Source organism: Halobacillus sp. GSS1, assembly GCF_017307035.1.
In the GTDB taxonomy this organism is placed as follows: Bacteria; Bacillota; Bacilli; order Bacillales; family Halobacillaceae; genus Halobacillus; species Halobacillus litoralis.
Genome location: NZ_JAFLHE010000004.1, coordinates 256,697 through 274,400, shown reverse-complemented (window position 1 = coordinate 274,400; position 17,704 = coordinate 256,697). Strand labels below are relative to the sequence as shown.

At 44.9% G+C, this 17,704-nt stretch carries 17 protein-coding genes; 3 read left to right on the top strand and 14 right to left on the bottom strand.

Annotated elements, in window-relative coordinates; genetic code table 11:
- From J0K78_RS11535 to J0K78_RS11500, 8 genes are all read right to left on the bottom strand, one after another.
- Positions 1-429, bottom strand: coding sequence for a MarR family winged helix-turn-helix transcriptional regulator (locus J0K78_RS11535; protein ID WP_089651445.1), 429 nt, complete (start codon positions 427-429; stop codon positions 1-3).
- Between the two features lie 218 nt (positions 430-647).
- Entirely contained in the window at positions 648-2,093 is a 1,446-nt protein-coding gene (locus J0K78_RS11530; RefSeq protein WP_242517838.1) for a protein adenylyltransferase SelO, read from the bottom strand.
- 181 nt (positions 2,094-2,274) lie between these two features.
- Positions 2,275-3,123 carry an amidohydrolase family protein gene (locus tag J0K78_RS11525; protein ID WP_206947119.1) on the bottom strand — a complete coding sequence of 283 codons (849 nt, stop codon included), beginning with the start codon at positions 3,121-3,123 and terminating at the stop codon, positions 2,275-2,277.
- Position 3,124: 1 nt separating this feature from the next.
- The gene (locus J0K78_RS11520; protein WP_206947118.1) at positions 3,125-6,199 is read right to left on the bottom strand and encodes a GNAT family N-acetyltransferase; all 3,075 of its coding nucleotides are present in this window, start codon (positions 6,197-6,199) and stop codon (positions 3,125-3,127) included.
- 221 nt (positions 6,200-6,420) lie between these two features.
- The gene (locus J0K78_RS11515) at positions 6,421-7,158 is read right to left on the bottom strand and encodes an amino acid ABC transporter ATP-binding protein (protein ID WP_206947116.1); all 738 of its coding nucleotides are present in this window, start codon (positions 7,156-7,158) and stop codon (positions 6,421-6,423) included.
- Between the two features lie 12 nt (positions 7,159-7,170).
- Positions 7,171-7,869: an amino acid ABC transporter permease gene (locus tag J0K78_RS11510; RefSeq protein ID WP_206947114.1), complete on the bottom strand. Its 699-nt coding sequence runs from the start codon at positions 7,867-7,869 to the stop codon at positions 7,171-7,173.
- Positions 7,856-8,683 carry an amino acid ABC transporter substrate-binding protein gene (locus J0K78_RS11505; RefSeq protein ID WP_206947112.1) on the bottom strand — a complete coding sequence of 276 codons (828 nt, stop codon included), beginning with the start codon at positions 8,681-8,683 and terminating at the stop codon, positions 7,856-7,858. Before J0K78_RS11505 ends, J0K78_RS11510 begins: the two co-directional genes overlap by 14 nt.
- Before the next feature lie 138 nt (positions 8,684-8,821).
- Positions 8,822-9,808 (bottom strand): DUF3231 family protein, encoded by a 987-nt coding sequence (locus J0K78_RS11500; protein WP_206947110.1) that lies wholly within the window; start codon positions 9,806-9,808, stop codon positions 8,822-8,824.
- 169 nt (positions 9,809-9,977) lie between these two features.
- Between J0K78_RS11500 and J0K78_RS11495 the strand changes: the two genes are divergently transcribed.
- Entirely contained in the window at positions 9,978-10,151 is a 174-nt protein-coding gene (locus tag J0K78_RS11495; protein ID WP_206947108.1) for a hypothetical protein, read from the top strand.
- 66 nt (positions 10,152-10,217) lie between these two features.
- Here J0K78_RS11495 and J0K78_RS11490 read toward each other — a convergent pair whose 3' ends face one another.
- The 5 genes from J0K78_RS11490 to J0K78_RS11470 all read right to left on the bottom strand — a co-directional run bounded on the left by J0K78_RS11490 (position 10,218) and on the right by J0K78_RS11470 (position 13,561).
- A complete protein-coding gene (locus J0K78_RS11490) occupies positions 10,218-10,361 on the bottom strand; it encodes a hypothetical protein (RefSeq protein WP_206947106.1) in 144 nt (47 codons plus the stop codon).
- A 44-nt stretch (positions 10,362-10,405) separates the two neighbouring features.
- Positions 10,406-10,870, bottom strand: coding sequence for a divergent PAP2 family protein (locus tag J0K78_RS11485; RefSeq protein WP_206947104.1), 465 nt, complete (start codon positions 10,868-10,870; stop codon positions 10,406-10,408).
- A gap of 169 nt (positions 10,871-11,039) precedes the next feature.
- Positions 11,040-11,468 (bottom strand): cell wall hydrolase, encoded by a 429-nt coding sequence (locus J0K78_RS11480; protein WP_206947102.1) that lies wholly within the window; start codon positions 11,466-11,468, stop codon positions 11,040-11,042.
- A gap of 71 nt (positions 11,469-11,539) precedes the next feature.
- Positions 11,540-12,235 (bottom strand): phosphatase PAP2 family protein, encoded by a 696-nt coding sequence (locus J0K78_RS11475; RefSeq protein WP_206947100.1) that lies wholly within the window; start codon positions 12,233-12,235, stop codon positions 11,540-11,542.
- A 270-nt stretch (positions 12,236-12,505) separates the two neighbouring features.
- Positions 12,506-13,561, bottom strand: a complete 1,056-nt coding sequence (locus J0K78_RS11470) for a M14 family metallopeptidase (RefSeq protein ID WP_206947098.1) — start codon at positions 13,559-13,561, stop codon at positions 12,506-12,508.
- A gap of 415 nt (positions 13,562-13,976) precedes the next feature.
- Between J0K78_RS11470 and J0K78_RS11465 the strand changes: the two genes are divergently transcribed.
- Both J0K78_RS11465 and J0K78_RS11460 read left to right on the top strand, forming a co-directional pair.
- Positions 13,977-15,035 (top strand): SDR family oxidoreductase, encoded by a 1,059-nt coding sequence (locus J0K78_RS11465; protein WP_206947096.1) that lies wholly within the window; start codon positions 13,977-13,979, stop codon positions 15,033-15,035.
- A 122-nt stretch (positions 15,036-15,157) separates the two neighbouring features.
- On the top strand, positions 15,158-16,942 hold the full coding sequence (locus J0K78_RS11460) for a S9 family peptidase (protein WP_206947094.1): 1,785 nt from the start codon (positions 15,158-15,160) through the stop codon (positions 16,940-16,942).
- 155 nt (positions 16,943-17,097) lie between these two features.
- Here J0K78_RS11460 and J0K78_RS11455 read toward each other — a convergent pair whose 3' ends face one another.
- The gene (locus J0K78_RS11455; protein ID WP_206947092.1) at positions 17,098-17,610 is read right to left on the bottom strand and encodes a DUF2199 domain-containing protein; all 513 of its coding nucleotides are present in this window, start codon (positions 17,608-17,610) and stop codon (positions 17,098-17,100) included.
- Between the last annotated feature and the right edge of the window lie 94 nt (positions 17,611-17,704).

The window sequence follows — 17,704 nt, the reverse complement described above, 5'->3', positions numbered from 1 at the left end:
TCACCCTTCAATGTTGTTTTGCATTTTCGTAAGGAGCCGGTCCAATTCTTGCAGTTCTTCTTTTGATATTCCTTCAGTCACCGCGTCATTGAAGGCTTCTGCGACAGGTACCACTTGTTCCTTCAACTCTCTTCCTTCTTCCGTCAAATAAAGTTCCAAGGAACGTCGATCTTCTGTACAAAAATTCCGTTTGATAAACCCTTTTTTCTCAAGATTCGAAGCCATCCGGGCAATATTCGTCTTATCTTTTTTCAAATGATGAGCCAGCTGATTCTGCGTCATCCCGTCTTTTTCCCATAGCAGCATCATAATCAAGTTCTGCTCTGGTGCAAGATTGTAAGGTTGAAGCTGTGCTTTCACGTAACTTGTCAACTTTAAATCCGTTTGGTGCAGCTTAATGCTGATATAATCTTGAAAACTTAAATTCATAGGCAGTCTCCCTAAATAGTTGCTATACATACTATTATAATCAGACCAAAGTCCTCTGTCAAAAGTTCCGACCATAGATAACCAGAACATGACTCATTTCTTTCCTTAAATGTCAGAAAAACACTTCGTCATTTGAGTTAGGGCACTTTCGTCTGGAGTAAGGACACTTTCAACTCAAATCAGGGGGTTTTTGCCTTTTCACCTACGATGTCATCCACTCAAGTCCCGCAGAATGTCCGATAAGGCTGATCGCCTGAATCAGGTAATTCGGTATAAGCTTCCTGTTCTTCCGTATAAGCATAAGGATCCTCCAAAACAGAAAGCAATTGCTTCACAACACTGAAATCTCCCTCTTCCACCGCGGCTTCAAGAGCTTCTTCCACCCGATGGTTACGCGGAATAATGGAAGGATTCGATTTTTTCATTAATACCTGAACCTCATTGTCACTGGTCTCCTGACGCTCCAAGCGCGCCTGCCACTGCTTATACCAGTTGGTAAATGCCGGCTTCCCGTACAGAGATGTTTCATTAGGGCTCCCAAGCGTCAGGGCACGGAAAGTGTTCGTATAATCCGCTTCGTTTTTCTCCATCATTTCCAATAAGTCTTCAATCAAAGGCTGGTCCTGCTCTTCCGCTGTCACCATTCCCAATTTTGCCCGCATCCCTTTAAGCCAGTAGGCGTGATAAGATTCTTCATATTTGGCGTGAGCTTCCTGCGCCATTTCAACAGCGGCCTCCTGATTTCCATGGAAAAGCGGGAGTAGGGTTTCTGCAAAACGAGCCAGGTTCCAGGCTCCAATCGGGGGTTGGTTCATATAGGCATAACGCCCCTGGCGATCTATGGAGCTGAATACGGTTTTCGGGTTGTACGTATCCATAAACGCACACGGACCGTAATCAATCGTCTCTCCGCTGATCGTCATATTATCTGTATTCATCACACCGTGAATAAAGCCGACAAGCTGCCACTGAGCAATGAGAGATGCCTGACGATCAATCACTTTTTCAAAAAAGGACAAATAAGGATTTTCAGAATGAAGAAGATCCGGAGCGTGTCGTTCGATGGCATAATCAGCAAGGGCTTTCAACTGCTCGTGGTCTTGAAGACCCGCCGCATATTGAAAAGTTCCGATACGCAAATGACTGGAAGCGGCCCGGGTCAGGACGGCACCAGGGAGCAGGTCTTCCCTCTGTACGTATTCTCCTGTCGTTGCAACTGCAAGACTCCGATTAGTCGGGATTCCTAATCCGTGCATCGCTTCACTAATGATGTATTCCCGGAGCATCGGACCAAGCGTCGCCCGTCCGTCCCCCCCGCGGGAAAACGGGGTTCGGCCTGAGCCTTTTAACTGGATATCGAAGCGCTCATCCTCAGGTGTGATTTGTTCGCCAAGCAATACAGCTCTTCCGTCACCAAGCATCGTCAAATGTCCAAACTGGTGGCCAGCGTATGCCTGGGCGATCGGTTCGGACCCTTCCGGTACTGCATTCCCTCCGAAGATGTCGGGATCCAGTTTAGTAGGTAAACCCAGCTTTTCTGCGAGCCCCTCATTATAAAGAACGAGTTCAGGATTCTCGACTTCTGAAGGTGTCGTTTTTGTGTAAAAAGCATCAGGGAGTTCCGTATAACTCTGCTGCAAATTCCATCCTTTATGTGCGTCCATAACAATCTCCTTTATCACTTTCATCGTTTCCTCTACCATATCATAAGTGTTCCCACGTTTTCTTTCTCTTAGCATGGTCCGCCACACAACCAGCCCTCTACCATGAAGACTCCACTCGAAGACCCTAAGGTTTTTTATTCGCACCAAAGAAAGCCTGCCCCTGGGGAGGGACAGACTTTTCCTACATCATTTTTTCAATTTTAGAGAAAACCCGGCAGGCATTCTGATAAAAAACATCTTCTACATGCTTTGAAGGGATAAGTGCACCGATAAAGTCTGCATAGTCCTTGATCGGAACGAGCGGCCAATCAGAACCGAAGAGCAGCTTCTCGTAATGGTCACAATAGGTCAACGCATGGCGGACATGATCGAAATGATTGTCCACTAAACGAGCATCCAGTTCTTTTTTCGTTCCAACGAGCCAGCCGGATAAATCGGCAAACATATTCCTGTTTTTATAAACGACTTCCGCTCCTGTCAGCACCCAGGGATCCCCAAGGTGAGCCATGACGAAGTTGACATCCCTTCTCGCGACGGCAACTTCATCCAGCGTCAGCGGATGAGAATACTTTAATAACCCTCGTTCCGAATACGTGTCTCCTGTATGAAAAACAACAGGAACCCCGTAGGCAGCAGCAAGATCATAGACGGGCTGATAGATATCGTCATAAGCGTAAAACGGATAGTAGCCGAGATAGATTTTGACCCCGACGGTCTCCGGCTTTTGAAGCGCCGTTTCTAATCTGTCCAGTGCGTCCTGATCCAGGCAGAAAGGATTGATCCCTGGACAGACACCTAATCCTGACGGTAAATCTTCAGCCAAATCAAGCCCCATCGGCGTCTGAACATGGCGGTCCGGAAAGCCTTCTCTTCCTTCCGTCACGCCCATTCCAATGGCAAAAGCAATATCACCTGTTTCCATCTCTTTACGTAGTCCTTCTTTTGTATAATCGACACGGGAGAGGTCCTGCCCCGTGTCTTTAAAACTTTGGATGCTGGAAAAATGGATGTGTGCATCAATGATTTTCATTTTATATTCCCTTGAAAGTAATCCGGTGGAACGGATGCTGCTTCCATGGTTCTTCATGTTCACCGATGATGAAGAAGGTTGGCTCAACCGCCGCTACCTTTTGTGAGGAAGCGGACCATTCGTGAACGGATTCCACGAGAAAAACGTCCTGGTTCATATACATTTCTGCCTGCTTCCGCGTTTGGGGGTGGACCATCATCAGGTGATCTTTTTCCCCATCCGATCCAATGACAACAGTAGGACCGGATTCAAGATCATATTCTTCTACCCCGGCATAATACGTATGGAAAACACCCTCTGTCAGTACTCTAGCAAAGCTTGAGGATAAGTGTTTATCCGGTTTAAAAAAGGCTTCCAATGCTATTTTCTCAGCAGCAAAGGTCCGAGGGGCCCCCTGTTCAATTTCTGCATAGACGGCTACGACCGGCACTTCAGGTAATGTCAGCGCATATTGTTTCAAGGTCAAACCTTTCATTTTTTCGTGCTCATGGAAAGTTGTAGTGAGACAAATTCCCGTCCAATCATTCCCATACTGGTCTTCCTTCGAAATGGCTTCTACTTTCGTTTCTTCTTTCATCATCGAAAAAGGACTCACACCGTCCAAAACATAACGCAGTCCTCCACCCCATGGATTCCACCAACTTCTCGGACCTGCTTCCGGATATTGATGATGAAGGAACTCACGTCCTTGATGACAGAGAGAATAGAAACCAGGAAAATAAGAGGCCGAGGCTGAATACGTCAAGACACCGTTATCGACCGTCCAACGATCATCTTTTTGGCTTACGTCCACCTTCTGCTCTCCCTGGACGAGCTGATAAGACTTGAACTCCGCGTTTCTTCCTTCAGAACGGAAAGTACCAGATAAAGCAGCGAAACCCGGCCGCTCATGGACGATCGGCACATCGATAGCGGTGACGCCGTCCTCCCGTTTCACTTCTTTTCTATAGGAATTGCCTTCATTTCCAACCGTCAACGTTCCATACACATGCGGAGTAAGTAAAGAACGGAACGAATGGGTCACTTCATGCCCTGCTTTTGAAACCATCCCTTCTTTCGGTACCATCTCAAACACTGGTTTCTCCGGAAGTGGATCAGCCTCACCGATGACCATTTCACGCCAGGCAGACCAGTCACCCGCAGCATTTACACCGATTTGAAGGGGGCCCATACACCTTTTTTCTCCTGAGGAAAGTTGGTCAAGCTGATATTCAAAAGCGAACCGCCAGTCGTCTTTTCTTCCCGTCGCTTCTTCGGGCCACGCAATACCGAACGTATCCCCAGCGCGATTCGTCGTGTAGAGCCACCGTTCAGAGAGATCTTTTTCGCGTAAGTATTCCGTAAAGGGAATCAAGGCTTCTGTACCAATGACAACACCGTCTTTATTCGGAAGAGCCAAGGCCTTATATTTCGGAAAGACAGGCTGCAGTAAATGAAGATTTTTATAATTATCCTCCCCGTTATTGATGAGTTCGTGATGGACCTCGACAAGTCCATCACCATAGATTTTGTAATAATTGTTCAACAACATCCCCGGGAACGCTTCCGACTCAAGAGAGGTTTTCACTACAAACGCTTCGGCCAGCTCCACATACTCGACCGTCGCCATCTTTTTCGAAAACTCTTCACTGAATGGCTGGCCAAGCTTTGGTGTCATGAGGAGCAGCGGGTCTTCTTTCGACCGGACTGATCCCACAAACACCATGTGATTTCTTTTTTCGACCTTTACAAAATAAGGCCCGTTATATCCATACCAATCTGTATCGGTGTCTCCTCCAAATTTCCCACCGTATCCCGGAAAAGCGATCGCAATCTTTGTACGGAAGGAAAAAGAATGTCCAGCGTCCGTACGTCCATCTACCTGCACTTCCTCATGTAAAAAGCCATTCTTCAACAATTCAACAGAAACCGGAATGGTCGCGCGTCCTTTGCCTTCCACCTCCACTTGAACCGATGATCCCGACCACTCAACCACTTCCTGGTGTGGCAACTTGACTGTCAACACCGCCTTGTCTGCCATACGACTTTCTACATCCAGATAAAGCGTACCTTTTTGCCGGGGCCGCCAATATTTTTGGACCGTGCAAATATCCACCTTCCCTGCCTGCAGCGGGAAAACACCCGATCTCAATGGAATACGATCGCCGTTGATTGTGATGACTGCTCCGATGACGGGATGCGTTTTCCATGCGCTCGGTTCCTGGTCCGGTACTTGAACTTGCACGTTAGATACCGCACTCCATTCGGACTCCACTTCTGTTTCTTCATTCAGGTCCTCTTTGACAAGTGCCGAAGAATCTCCTGACATAGAAACTTCCATTGGCTTTTCCGTGAAGTTCTCTACGCGATAGCTCACAGGATAGTCCGTCTTTTCCAACAGTTTAAAATCCGGGACGTCCATCTCTACCCGCCAGTCATTCGTTTCGATGAGAGTCATTCCACGTCCTGTGCGTTCGAACTGCACTCGTACAAATTCTTCTCCTGCTTCCCAACGATATTCATAGAACGTGAACCCTTTTTCCTTCGTTCCATCAGGTTTGATCTCCATCGGTCTCACACTAGTAGAGTACCAGTCGTGCTTTTTGAAAAAGGGTTTCAGGGCTTCGATTTGAAGGACTTGCGGCATGAAATTCATCAAATGAGTCGCATCATCCCGGTCCTCCCAGAAAAACCCGCACTTTTTATAAAGCGGCACCGCTTTCGTATTCCCCGGCCATGTAAAAAGATCAAGCCGCGGCCACCCATACTCGACAGTTTTATCTATGGCTTGAAGCAGTAATTTTTTACCGATCTTCAACCCTTGATACCCGGGATGGACATTCAAAAGAGGAATATAAAGAGCCCCTGTATCTTCCTTATATTCGGAAAGCCCGCAATAACCGACCACTTCATCTTCTACTACAGCAAGAAACAAATGAAGATTCGTAGACTGCGATTCTTTTTCCACGACGTCCTCTGCCGTCGTGACAACCGCATCACCACCCCAGTTATCACGGCTCTCATTCCACATTTTTGCAACAGATGATGCATACTTTTCTTCGTATTCTACAATGGTTACGCGCTCTAATGTCTTCATAGCATTTCCTCCAACGTATGTAATGGAAAATACTTGCTCACTCACAGTTTATGAGTTTATGACCAGGAAGTAAAGAATATTCAAACAAATCCAGGTATAGGAGAGACCTGGATTTTGATGATGTCGTTCTAAGGCGAACAGCGACCTAACGCTGAAAAGTAACGCCCTAACTTGCACATGAAAAACAGTAACAAAAAAAAGCCAGGCAAAAACGCCTGACTTCACTTCCGTATCCGGTTTAAGAACTGCTGGGTACGTGGTTCTTTCGTTTGTTGGAAAATTTGCTCCGGGGTTCCCTGTTCGACAACGGCCCCTTGGTCCATAAAGATGACACGGTCGGCCACTTCTTCCGCAAAGCTCATTTCATGGGTGACGACGACCATCGTCATCCCTTCTTCCGCAAGTTCTTTCATAACATCAAGAACATCACCGACAAGCTCAGGGTCGAGAGCCGAAGTTGGTTCATCGAACAAGATGACTTCCACTCCCGTCGCAAGGGCACGGGCAATGCCGACGCGCTGCTGCTGCCCCCCGGAGAGTTGATGGGGATAAGCATCCAGCTTCTCACCAAGGCCGACCTTCGTTAAGATATCCGTCGCTCGCTCGCGTGCTTTCGCTTTGGATACTTTTTGTACAGTCACTGGCCCTTCCATTACATTTTCGAGTGCGGTGAAATGAGGGAAGAGATTATGGTTTTGAAAGACCATCCCGGTTTGTTTTCTGAATTCGACGACCTGTTTTTTCTTTGAAGGCTTGGAAAAATCCATCGACTGATCTCCAATCATGATTTCTCCTTCTTCCGGTGTCTCAAGAATGTTCAAAGAACGGAGCAGCGTCGTTTTCCCAGAACCCGAGGGGCCGATGACAACAACCACTTCCCCTCGGTCGACATCCATATTGATATTCTTCAGTACATGCAAATCTCCAAAAGATTTGTTGAGGTCTTTGACGGTAATCATAGCAGCGCCCTCCTATTTTGCGACATATTGATCCAACCTGTTTTCTACACGATCCTGCACGAAGGAAAGACCGATACAAATAACCCAGTAAATGACAGCGGCTTCTGTATAGACGAGCAGGAAATGATAGTTCGTTGCCGCGATTTCCTGTGCTTTTCGGAACATTTCCGTGTACGTAATTGTCGATGCCAGCGAAGTATCCTTAATCAAGCCGATAAAGGAGTTCGATAATGGTGGAATCGACACTCTCGTCGCTTGAGGGAGTACAACACGTCGGAGAGCCTGAAAATTGGTCATTCCAATTGAATGAGCGGCTTCCCACTGCCCTTTAGGGATCGACAAAATGGCCGCACGAATGATTTCAGAATTGTAAGCTCCCATATTCAAGGAAAAACCGATGATGGCAGAATACAACGGGTTAATCGTTACGCCGACAGACGGGAGTCCGAAGAAAATGATGAACAATTGCACCAGCAAAGGTGTTCCGCGAATAATCGACACATAGGTGCGCGCAATCCACTGAAGAACTTTCATGTTGGAAAGCCTCATGAGTGCAGTAATCACAGCCAACACTAATCCAATGGCAAATGTAATCAATGTGAGCGGAATTGTATAATACAAAGCCCCTTTCACCAAAGGGAGAAAAGAGCTTACGATAATATCGATATACTTTTCCATTTCAGGGTCTGTAAAGATGTTACTTAGATACATCTTCACCAAACCACTTCTCGGAAATTTCAAGGTATGTGCCGTCGTCTTTCATTTCCTGAAGTGCATCATTGACGGCTTTTACAAGATCTTCATTGCCTTGACGGAATAGCAGACCACTTTGAGAAGCGTCATCCTGGCGGGCAGCGATTTTCACCGGTGCATCCTCACGGTTGTTCAAATAATCAAGCACTGACAGACGATCGTTGACAGTCGCTTCCACACGTTTCGTTGCAAGCAGCTGCATCGATTCGTTGAATCCTTCTACACTTGTGATTTCCGCGCCATTATCGCGGGCAATGTCTGCATAATTACTCGTCATTGACTGAGCCGCATTCACACCTTCCAAATCCTCGAAGCTCTGAATGGATTCATTATCTTTATGTGTGACAATGACCGCTGAAGACTGGATGTAAGGATCAGAAAAGGAATACTCTTCCTGGCGTTCTTCCGTAATTCCGACCTGGTTAGCAACCATATCGAAACGTTCCGCATTGAGACCCGCGAACATGGAATCCCATTTCGTTTCGTTGAATACAGGTTTGACTCCAAGACGATCCGCTACTTCACGCGCAATCTCTACATCAAAACCCGTCAGTTTATCATTTTCATCGTGGAAGGTGTATGGACGATACGTACCTTCTGTACCAATCACCAATTCTCCACTTTCCTGAATTTGTTCAAGTAAAGTCTGCTCAGAATTGTCGGACTCATTTCCTTCACTCGAAGAAGCCTGATCGCCTTCCTCACTGCTTCCGCAAGCGACGAGAACCATCGCTAGAAAACCTATGGATAAAAACAAAACGAACTTTTTCATATAAGAATCCTCCCTTAAAACCAAGTAATTTGATATGTTTTAATGACTTTTACGATGTTAAACGATAAAGGGGAGGATGTCAATATGGAAATCTTGACATAGAAAAACCTGACGAAAGAGCGTCAGGTTTCTTTTCTTTCAATGCTTAATGGTTTGTGGCGGTTCTTCCATCCAGCCATGCTCAATCATGAGTTTCGCACCTTTATGGGCATATTCGAAAATATCTTTCATAAAGATGGTCAACTTCGCAGGCAGGTCATTCCGTAAACTGAACGCAGTTCCTAAAGAATTGCCTCCCAGTGAAAAACTGCAGAATAAACTCACACAATACATCATGATCTTATCGGAAAACGGCGGTACTTTGGAAGTGGTGATATTACCACCCGCAGTTGTAGGGAACTGAATGTCGTTTTGCAATAACACTTCACTCAATTCTTTGATTACGCCTTTCGCTAATTCTCCACCTCTATAAAAATAATCGCTGGCATCTTTATGGGTGGCACATTGAGCAAACCCAAATATCATGTGCATCCCCGTTACGTTTGATTCAATAGAATGGTGGATATGAGCGATTTCGACCGTGTTCAGTGCCCGCTTCCCTTTTTTCGGATTGATCATCCCTAAATAATTCGTCCCTTTCGCATGCTCCACCTGCTTCTGAACAGAAACATAAGGAGACTTAGGTAAATAACCTTTGGTCAGTAAAAATTGCGTACAATCGTCATAACACTTTTGAGTGATCTGGGTCAGCTCCTGATACAGTAACGTGACATCCGGACGATAAGACATGGTTAAATTCAATGTGTGCATGCCCATGCTTATCTCTTTCACCAAACGCAAAAACATAATATCAAAACCGTTATCATAAAGCTTCGGTACCCCTTTATTTACATCGTCATGTGTAAATCCGATGGGAACTGGAATGTCTTCTGCTCGAAACATCGATTCAATTTTCCCAACATAGGGCTGAATGGTTGATCTCAAATTCGTCATGATTTGTTTGGCTTCAGGGTCATCCGCTTGTTCTATGAAATACTCAAGCATTGTAAGAATCATCGTTTTTTGTTGATAAGTCATCCATAAAGTTCCGATTTCGGATGAGGATAAACGAGGACTTTCTGGCATTTTGAACTCCTCCAATTTGGATTGCATTCAGTCATTCACTGCAATATCCGTGCTTTTTTCTTAGTCTTTTCAAACTGATCGTATTCATTCACGAATAAGGACGAAAAGTAGGACATAGGGAATGAAATCTTGGAGAAATTAATAAGGAACGACCAGGAGGAGGATGACGATGAGTAAAAATAGTGAAAGCAGAAAAAAGAACAATCCGAAAGGCAGAGATTGCGGATCTTCTAACCAGAAACTGCAGGCAGCTCTCGAGGGACACAACAAAGAAAAGGATCACTTATCCGCTGCCTATATGAACAACAATACGGCAGCGGTAGATGTGAATGAAAAACAATAGCACCAATGGCAACACTTCCTTACGAGGAAAAGGCCTGTCCCTTTATCGGACAGGCCTTTGTTATCATCATTTTTGATTTTGTTTACGAGCGAGCATCTCTTTTACTTGATTGTAGGAAAGCCCGGATTGTTCATTCCGGCGTTTCACTTCACTCACATTCGTTCCCGATTTTGCAAACACATCTTTCCCAGGATTGTTCGATTGGTTCATTCGAATTCACCTCCTGGATTTACTGTTCGCCCGATTGGATCCCTTTATCCTTCGAGTTTTGCAGAAAAATATCCAAGAGCAGCTCCTAGAACTGCTCCGCCCAGCACTTCAATGGGCTGATGGCCGAGAAGCTCCTTCAGTTCCTTATCCCGCTCTACGAAATCAGAACTCGGAAAATCAACAGAAATCGCGGCAAAATTATCTTCAAGATCGTTGACCAGTTGAGCAATTTCACCGGTATGACGCCTGATTCCTTGAGCATCATACATAACGATTACACCGAAAATCGTAGCGAGAGCTGTTTCCGTATGACGTGAGCCTTTGTTGGCAGCGATATATGTGGCAAGGGCCGAGACACCAGCAGAGTGGGAACTCGGTTGGCCCCCTGTCGTCGCGATCTGCTTCAAATCCCATTCTCCGGTCACCGTTTTATGAGTGACAATCTTTAGTGCTTGAGCAATTCCTATTGCCGATAAGGCTGTAATAATCCCTCGGTTCATCTTCTCCATTCTTGACCCTCCAGTTCATGAACATCTATATATGTTCATACCCTCTGTGTTTCGTTTTATTCAGTCGGATGCAAGAATCTCGAAGCTTTTTCTTCCCTTATCAGAAATTTCAAATGGCTTCATCTATAAAAATAAAGCTGACAGGCGGGACTTCCACCTGTCAGCTTTATTAAAATGTATTATAAATCACATCGCATTCGCCGGCTACAGGCTCATAAAAACAATGGGATTTGTATCTTCCGACCTGACTCTGACCATACCACGTCGGCGGGCAGTCTCCGTCCGGCCTGAAGTACCACAAACTGTACTTCGCCGGCCAGGATCGATACCCTTTCACGTTTTTGCGCGCCAAACGTCTTTCACTTTCCCGCGCTCTCTGGTAGTACATACCATGCTGAAGGGCTTCAAATGCTTTCGGTTGATTGATCACCTCCGGCAGTGTACTTACCCCTTTGAAATCCGAACAATTCACTCTTGCCCGATTCACAGTCACAGCCCCTACATGCAGCATGCCCTGCTTTCCTTCTCCGACAGCTTCCGCTCGCAGCAATCGTGCCAACATGTCGATATGTTTACTTGGAGCTTTAATAACAGCCATGATGTCACCCCCCTTTTTGCTCACTCTTTTATATTTATTCAAAAAAAGAGCACACATGAAAAAAGAAGGGATTATGACAATCGTTGTCTCCTCCGTTGATGCCATAGTGTCACTTCAAGAGCAGTGAGGCACAGAAGCAGCCAGGCGATTCCAAATAAGTAACCGGCAACAACGTCTGTAAAGAAATGAACCCCTAAATAAACCCGGCTGACCCCGATAAAGAGAGCAATAAGAGCCAAAACTGTATTGATTGTCCATTTCCATTTCTGTTCAAGTTGACTGATTACGAAAAGATAGATAATAAAACCATAAAAAACGAGGGCCCCAGACGCATGTCCACTCGGAAAACTGGATGTAGCCCCGTGATAATCTCCTTTAAACGCTGGTCTGTCGCGACTGGAGAATGATTTCAAACCTGCCGTGAGACCACTGACTCCTCCCATGGCCAGAATGAAATAGACACCTACCCAGCGACTGAAGGGTGAGAAGAACAACAAATAGACAGCAAGAATAAGGGAAACAATTACCATGAAGATAACCGATCCTGCCTTAGAAATTCCTTTTGCCAATGCTTCTGCTCCCCCAAAGGAAGCCGCCTGCGCCAGATCGAACGCCTGCTGGTCAATAGCGAATTTTTCCTCCTGTAAGATACTGTTGGTCAAATCAATAAAGAAATAAATGCTCACCCCAAGTGAAATAAATCCGATCAGAATAAGTAATACAGAGGTGATGGATAAATCCGATAATTTCGTTCCAGAAAATAGCATACCTTCTCCACCTTCTTTTTTCTTTCGTGAGAAACCATTCCCTTACCTGCTGAAAATAAACGGCTCATCGCAGAATTTCTCTGGTTTTCTCCGTATTTTAAAGATTTAGGAGAGGGGAAGTATTTTAGTAAGGCGCTCTGTATAGTCAGTGAACTCGGAACATCCGTTGGGAGACTGAGGTGCGCGCTGGATCAACGGAACGCGCGCTGGACCACCGAAACGCTGGTGGAAATAAAAAAGGAACTTCCATTTAAGGAAGTTCCTTTTTTATTATTCACCATTGTAGTTGCTTTCCGGCAGTGTATCCCAAAAAGAAGGATCTGCAGATTCAAGCGATCCATCCGCCAAAGCATTCAGTGTAGCTTTCATAGCTGTGACCGCTTGTTGGATCAAGTATCCATTACTCTTCTGTCCAAGGACATAATCTTCACGGTAATGATCGGCCATGCCTCGCATTTCGAATAGCAGGGTAGAGATGCCGTATTCGACAGCCAGGCCATTACGGCTGATCGTTTGCGCCGTTCCTCCTGGATATTTGGAAAGAAGGCCATAACCTTTGGACTCTACGGCGTTATAGACGACCGCTCCCAATTTTTTCGACTGTTCACGGACTTCTGGATCCACTTCTGAATTGGTCGGATACAAAATAGAACCAGATACAAGTTCACCCGTATCCCCAAGCGTCGTTTGTGTTCCCTGATGGTGTAAATCGATCATATAGTCAGGGCTGTATTTTTGCAGCACTTCCTCATGCAGTGCCTTCGTTTCAGGTTGCTCGCGGTCGACGTGATCACGGTTCAAGTCTACCCCGTTCGCATTGTAGCGCGTATGTGTGCCTGATACGTAATCATCCAAAGAGAAGTTAACATCCCCTTCCGCTCCATCCACATTCAATCGTGGAGCAATGAGAATATTTACATTTTCAAGGATGTTTTCTACGCTCTTACCATTAGAAGTCAAATACTTGATAACTTGCAAAGCGCCTTCTGTAGTCAAAGTTTCATTCCCATGCTGCTGCGTAAGGAAAAGGACAGTTGGCTTGTCTTCGTCCATCGTGCCGAATTTCGCTAAATACAAATCTCTTCCTTTTACGGACTGGCCATAGACTTCAAGCTCAAGCGCTTCTGAACGCTGATCCAGCTTATGTAAGAAATCAGCCATTTCTTCATAAGAGTGCAACCGTTCATTTTTAATGGTTTCATTTCCGTTATAATTCGGTCCATTTGGTCCGTTTTCTCCTGCCAGGACCGTGCCGCTTCCTGGAATTAACCCGCCTGTTGTCAAAAGCGCTCCTGTGACTGCTACTGTTAAAAGTTTCTTTTTCATCAAATACCTCCCAATTAATAGCTTAATTACCAAATACTTCATCTTTTCCGCAAAAACCTGCTCAAACAGACAAAATGAACAAAAGTGACTAACCGTTTTTATGAATAAGTCCTACATGTATACATTCCGAACTAGGACCTCCCACCTCTTTCTAATAATAAGAAAATCAAATCTGTCCACCGACCTTAATCTATAGGGTAAAAATCAGAGACGACCCTAGCATATTCAGCAGGGTTATTTTCCCAGTGTTTTCTCTTACTTTTTTCACAACATTCCGTTTGCTATATGTTATCCTTGTATCCACTACAAATGATAGCGAAAACTAGCCATGGATATAGATTTGGAAATCTTTCATTCTATTATGAGCGACACAACTGTTAGATAGACTCATGAATGAAACATCGGAGGAGCTAACATGAACATTTTAATCACAGGAGCTACAGGCTTTTTGGGAAAACAACTGACATTGAAACTACTGAAAGAAGGCCATGATGTCTATGCCTTAGTAAGGAATAAACGGAAAGCGGAAAACCTTAGGCAGGAAGTTCCGGTGGACACCAGAGAAAACCTCCACATCATCGAAGGCGATCTATCTCTTAAAGATGCGGGAGTCAGTGAAGAACAACTTTCTCTTTTGAACGATAAGATTGACACGGTTTACCATAGTGCCGCTTTCCTTTCTTTTGATGAAGAAGAACGCGATAAAACTTTCAAAGTCAATCTGGACGGGACAAAAAACGTGCTTCATCTGGCTGAAGACATTCATGCTAAAAATTTCTACTATGTAAGCACAGCCTATACACTCGGAATGAAGCGCCATGCCACGGAACAGTTACACGAAAAAGACCAGGCATTTGTGAACGCTTATGAAGAAAGCAAATGTCATGCCGAACACCTCGTGCTTAGCTATGATCACGCATTAAATATTAAAATCTTCCGACCTTCGATTATTATCGGAGATTCGCAAACCGGAGAAGCGGACACAAGTTTTGCCTTGTATGGAGTCATTCGCGGCCTGGAAATCCTCAAGAAACGGACAGAACGGAAAAAAGAACTCCAAAACCAAACATTTAAGTTTTTGTGCAATGGAGAGACGAGTCAAAACTTCGTACCCGTCGACTATGTAGTGGATGTACTCCACGCAGCCCTGATCACGGATCACCCAAAGGACATCTATCACATTACCAATCCTCATCCACCGACGAATCGGTTGTTATTTGAAATGGTGAAGGAGAAACTTGACTTTCACAATATCGAGATGGTCCCATCCGATTACGATGGTGAATTAACGAAAGAAGAACAAGGGTTTAATGCTCCGATGCAGGTATTCCATCCTTATTGGAATAAAAACATTGATTTTGATGATACAAACACCCGGGAACTCCTTCATAAGAATGGGATGGACCATTTGAATATGGACAAGGCGATGATTGAACGGATCCTTTATGGAAACAGGACGCCGGTCAAGCCCTAAAACCAAGAATGACCGAAGAAGCGATTGCTTTTCTTCGGTCATTTTTTTAAGAAAAAAGGGATATTCAGGAAAAGATCGAATGGTATAAAAGGTACATTACAAAAGACCAGGAGGAATCAATCATGTTAGACTTCCCACAACCCGATGTGGAACAATTTTTTCAAACCTATGGGATAGAGACGTTTGCCGTGAGCCCGGATGAGTCCCAGCTTGTATTCAGCACCAACTTGAATGGTAAATACAACCTATGGGCCATGGACCTGCCGAATACGTTCCCCTATCCACTTACATTCCATAATCAAAGCTGTGAGCACATCACCTACGATCCTAAAGGTGAATTCGTGTTGGCTGTTATAGATGAAGATGGTGATGAAAATGGCCAGATTTATGCCGTCCCGACTCAGGGAGGAACGCTTCTACCTGTGAGAAAAAAAGAAGGCGCGCGCCACATCCACCCTTCTTTATCAAAAGACGGAAAGAAGTTGTACTATACGTCCACAAAAGATGATGCAACGTACATGAAAGGCTATCGTTACAACTTGGAAACCAAAGAAGAGGAAGTGATTGTCCACGGGGAAGAGGCCATGACGATTCTCGGCGACACAAGCCCGGAGGAGGAAAGCTTTCTTTATATGAAAGCTTTTGCGAATACATACCAATTGGTTTACGTAAAAAACAAAAACGAGGACGTACTTCTGACTCCCTCTCCGGATCCTCAGCACACGGTGTCCGATGCGATTTTCATATCAGAACATGAAGTATATTTACTTACCAATTATGAGAGTGACTTTTCCTATCTCGCGCGCTTTGACCTTGAAACGAAAACTTTTGAAAAAGTCGTCCAAGTAAAGGCAGAAGAATTCAAACGGATGAAGTATGATCAAACAACGAATTCGTTGTATATCATCAGCGAGAAAGGCGTTCGCGATCATCTCTATCAATATAAGCTGCAAGATGCCCAACTGAAAGAGCTTGACTCCCCAGTCAACGTCATCGATCAATTGGTGATTGCCGAGTCCGGCCGTGTGTACCTTCGCGGAGATTCCGCGACTGTACCTGCAAATCTGTACAAACAGACGGATAAAGGATGGGAACCGTTAACTAAGTACGGGGTTCCTGGGGTGAAAGAAGACCATTTAATCGCTCCTGCCCATGTTAAGTACAAATCTTTTGATGGGTTGGAAATTGAAGCCTTGCTGTACCGTCCGAAGCCGGAAAAGGATAACGGTCATATGATTCTTTGGCCGCATGGAGGTCCACAATTCGCAGAGCGCGACTCCTTCCGTTCGCTATTCCAGTTCCTCGTCCATGAAGGCTACAGCCTTTTCGCCCCGAACTTCCGGGGTTCGACGGGTTATGGACAGACATTCACAAAAATGGTTGAGGGTGACTGGGGAAATGCACCAAGACTTGATAATATTGCAGGGATCGAATGGCTGATCGATCAGGGGTACGCAAGGAAAGATAACATTCTGTTGATGGGCGGCAGTTACGGCGGTTACATGTCGCTCTTACTTCATGGCAGGCATCCAGAATACTTTAAAGCGGTCGTGGATATCTTCGGTCCCTGCAATCTGTTCAGCTTCATCGACTCTGTCCCCGAGCACTGGAAGCCGGTTATGGCCCAGTTTATCGGTGACCCTGAAAAGGATAAAGAAAAGCTAGAAGAAGATTCTCCGATCAACTACCTTGATGCGATGACAAAGCCGATGCTCGTCATCCAGGGCGCAAAGGACCCCCGCGTAGTCAAAGCGGAATCCGATCAAGTGGTTGAGGCATTGAAAGAGAAAGGAAGAGACGTGGAATACATCGTACTTGAGGATGAAGGACATGGGTTTTCCAAGAAGGAAAACGAAATCCTCGTGTATAGGAAAGTCCTCGACTTCCTTAAAATGTACACGCAATAAAAAGGAATATGAAGGACGGAATTTATCGATAACGCCTTCTCTTTTTTTGGAGGGAAAGTTATCTAAGATAAGGTAGGTGAATATGAACAGCATTTCAATTAACCTATTAAATCGCAGTAGAAAGAGCATTGAATTGACTTCAATGCTCTTTTTCATTAATCATCATTGTTATCACAAAGTTGTTCAGCTATTCCTTGAACACGTTCAAGGGTTATTCCATCTCTAAATTCCACTGCTAAAGGATGATCAGTCAGTTCTAGTTCAATAGAAGGTCGAATGCTGTCTGGTCTGAAATGGACCATTGTTTTTAAGTTTACTGTATCAGGATAACAAGGTAAGTCAGTAGACAACCAGCCAAACATTGGTTCCAATGTTTCTTGTATATCCCAGTGCTCTATTAGCTCATCAAAATTAGCTTCACTTAACGAAACCCATACTCCCCATATCAGGTGTTCATGAGTCTCGATCATAGGGATTTCAATGCAACCATGAATAAAGAAATGTCCATTATCCATAACACAAACATCATCATCCAGTTCAAACCTATCCTCTCGTTCTTCAGGTTCAGCATCATAGTAATAGACAGGAGCTGGGTTTCCATAGCTAGTAGGAAGTTCTTCGTGATATATTCCGCAGCACCTGCAAGTGTAACCCCCAATTTTAGTCATTCGGTTCCTCCAATGGTTTTAAGTTTATATAATTCAATTATATCATTCATCGAGAAGGTTTTATCAGATATTCCCAACCTTTGTGCAGGTGTTG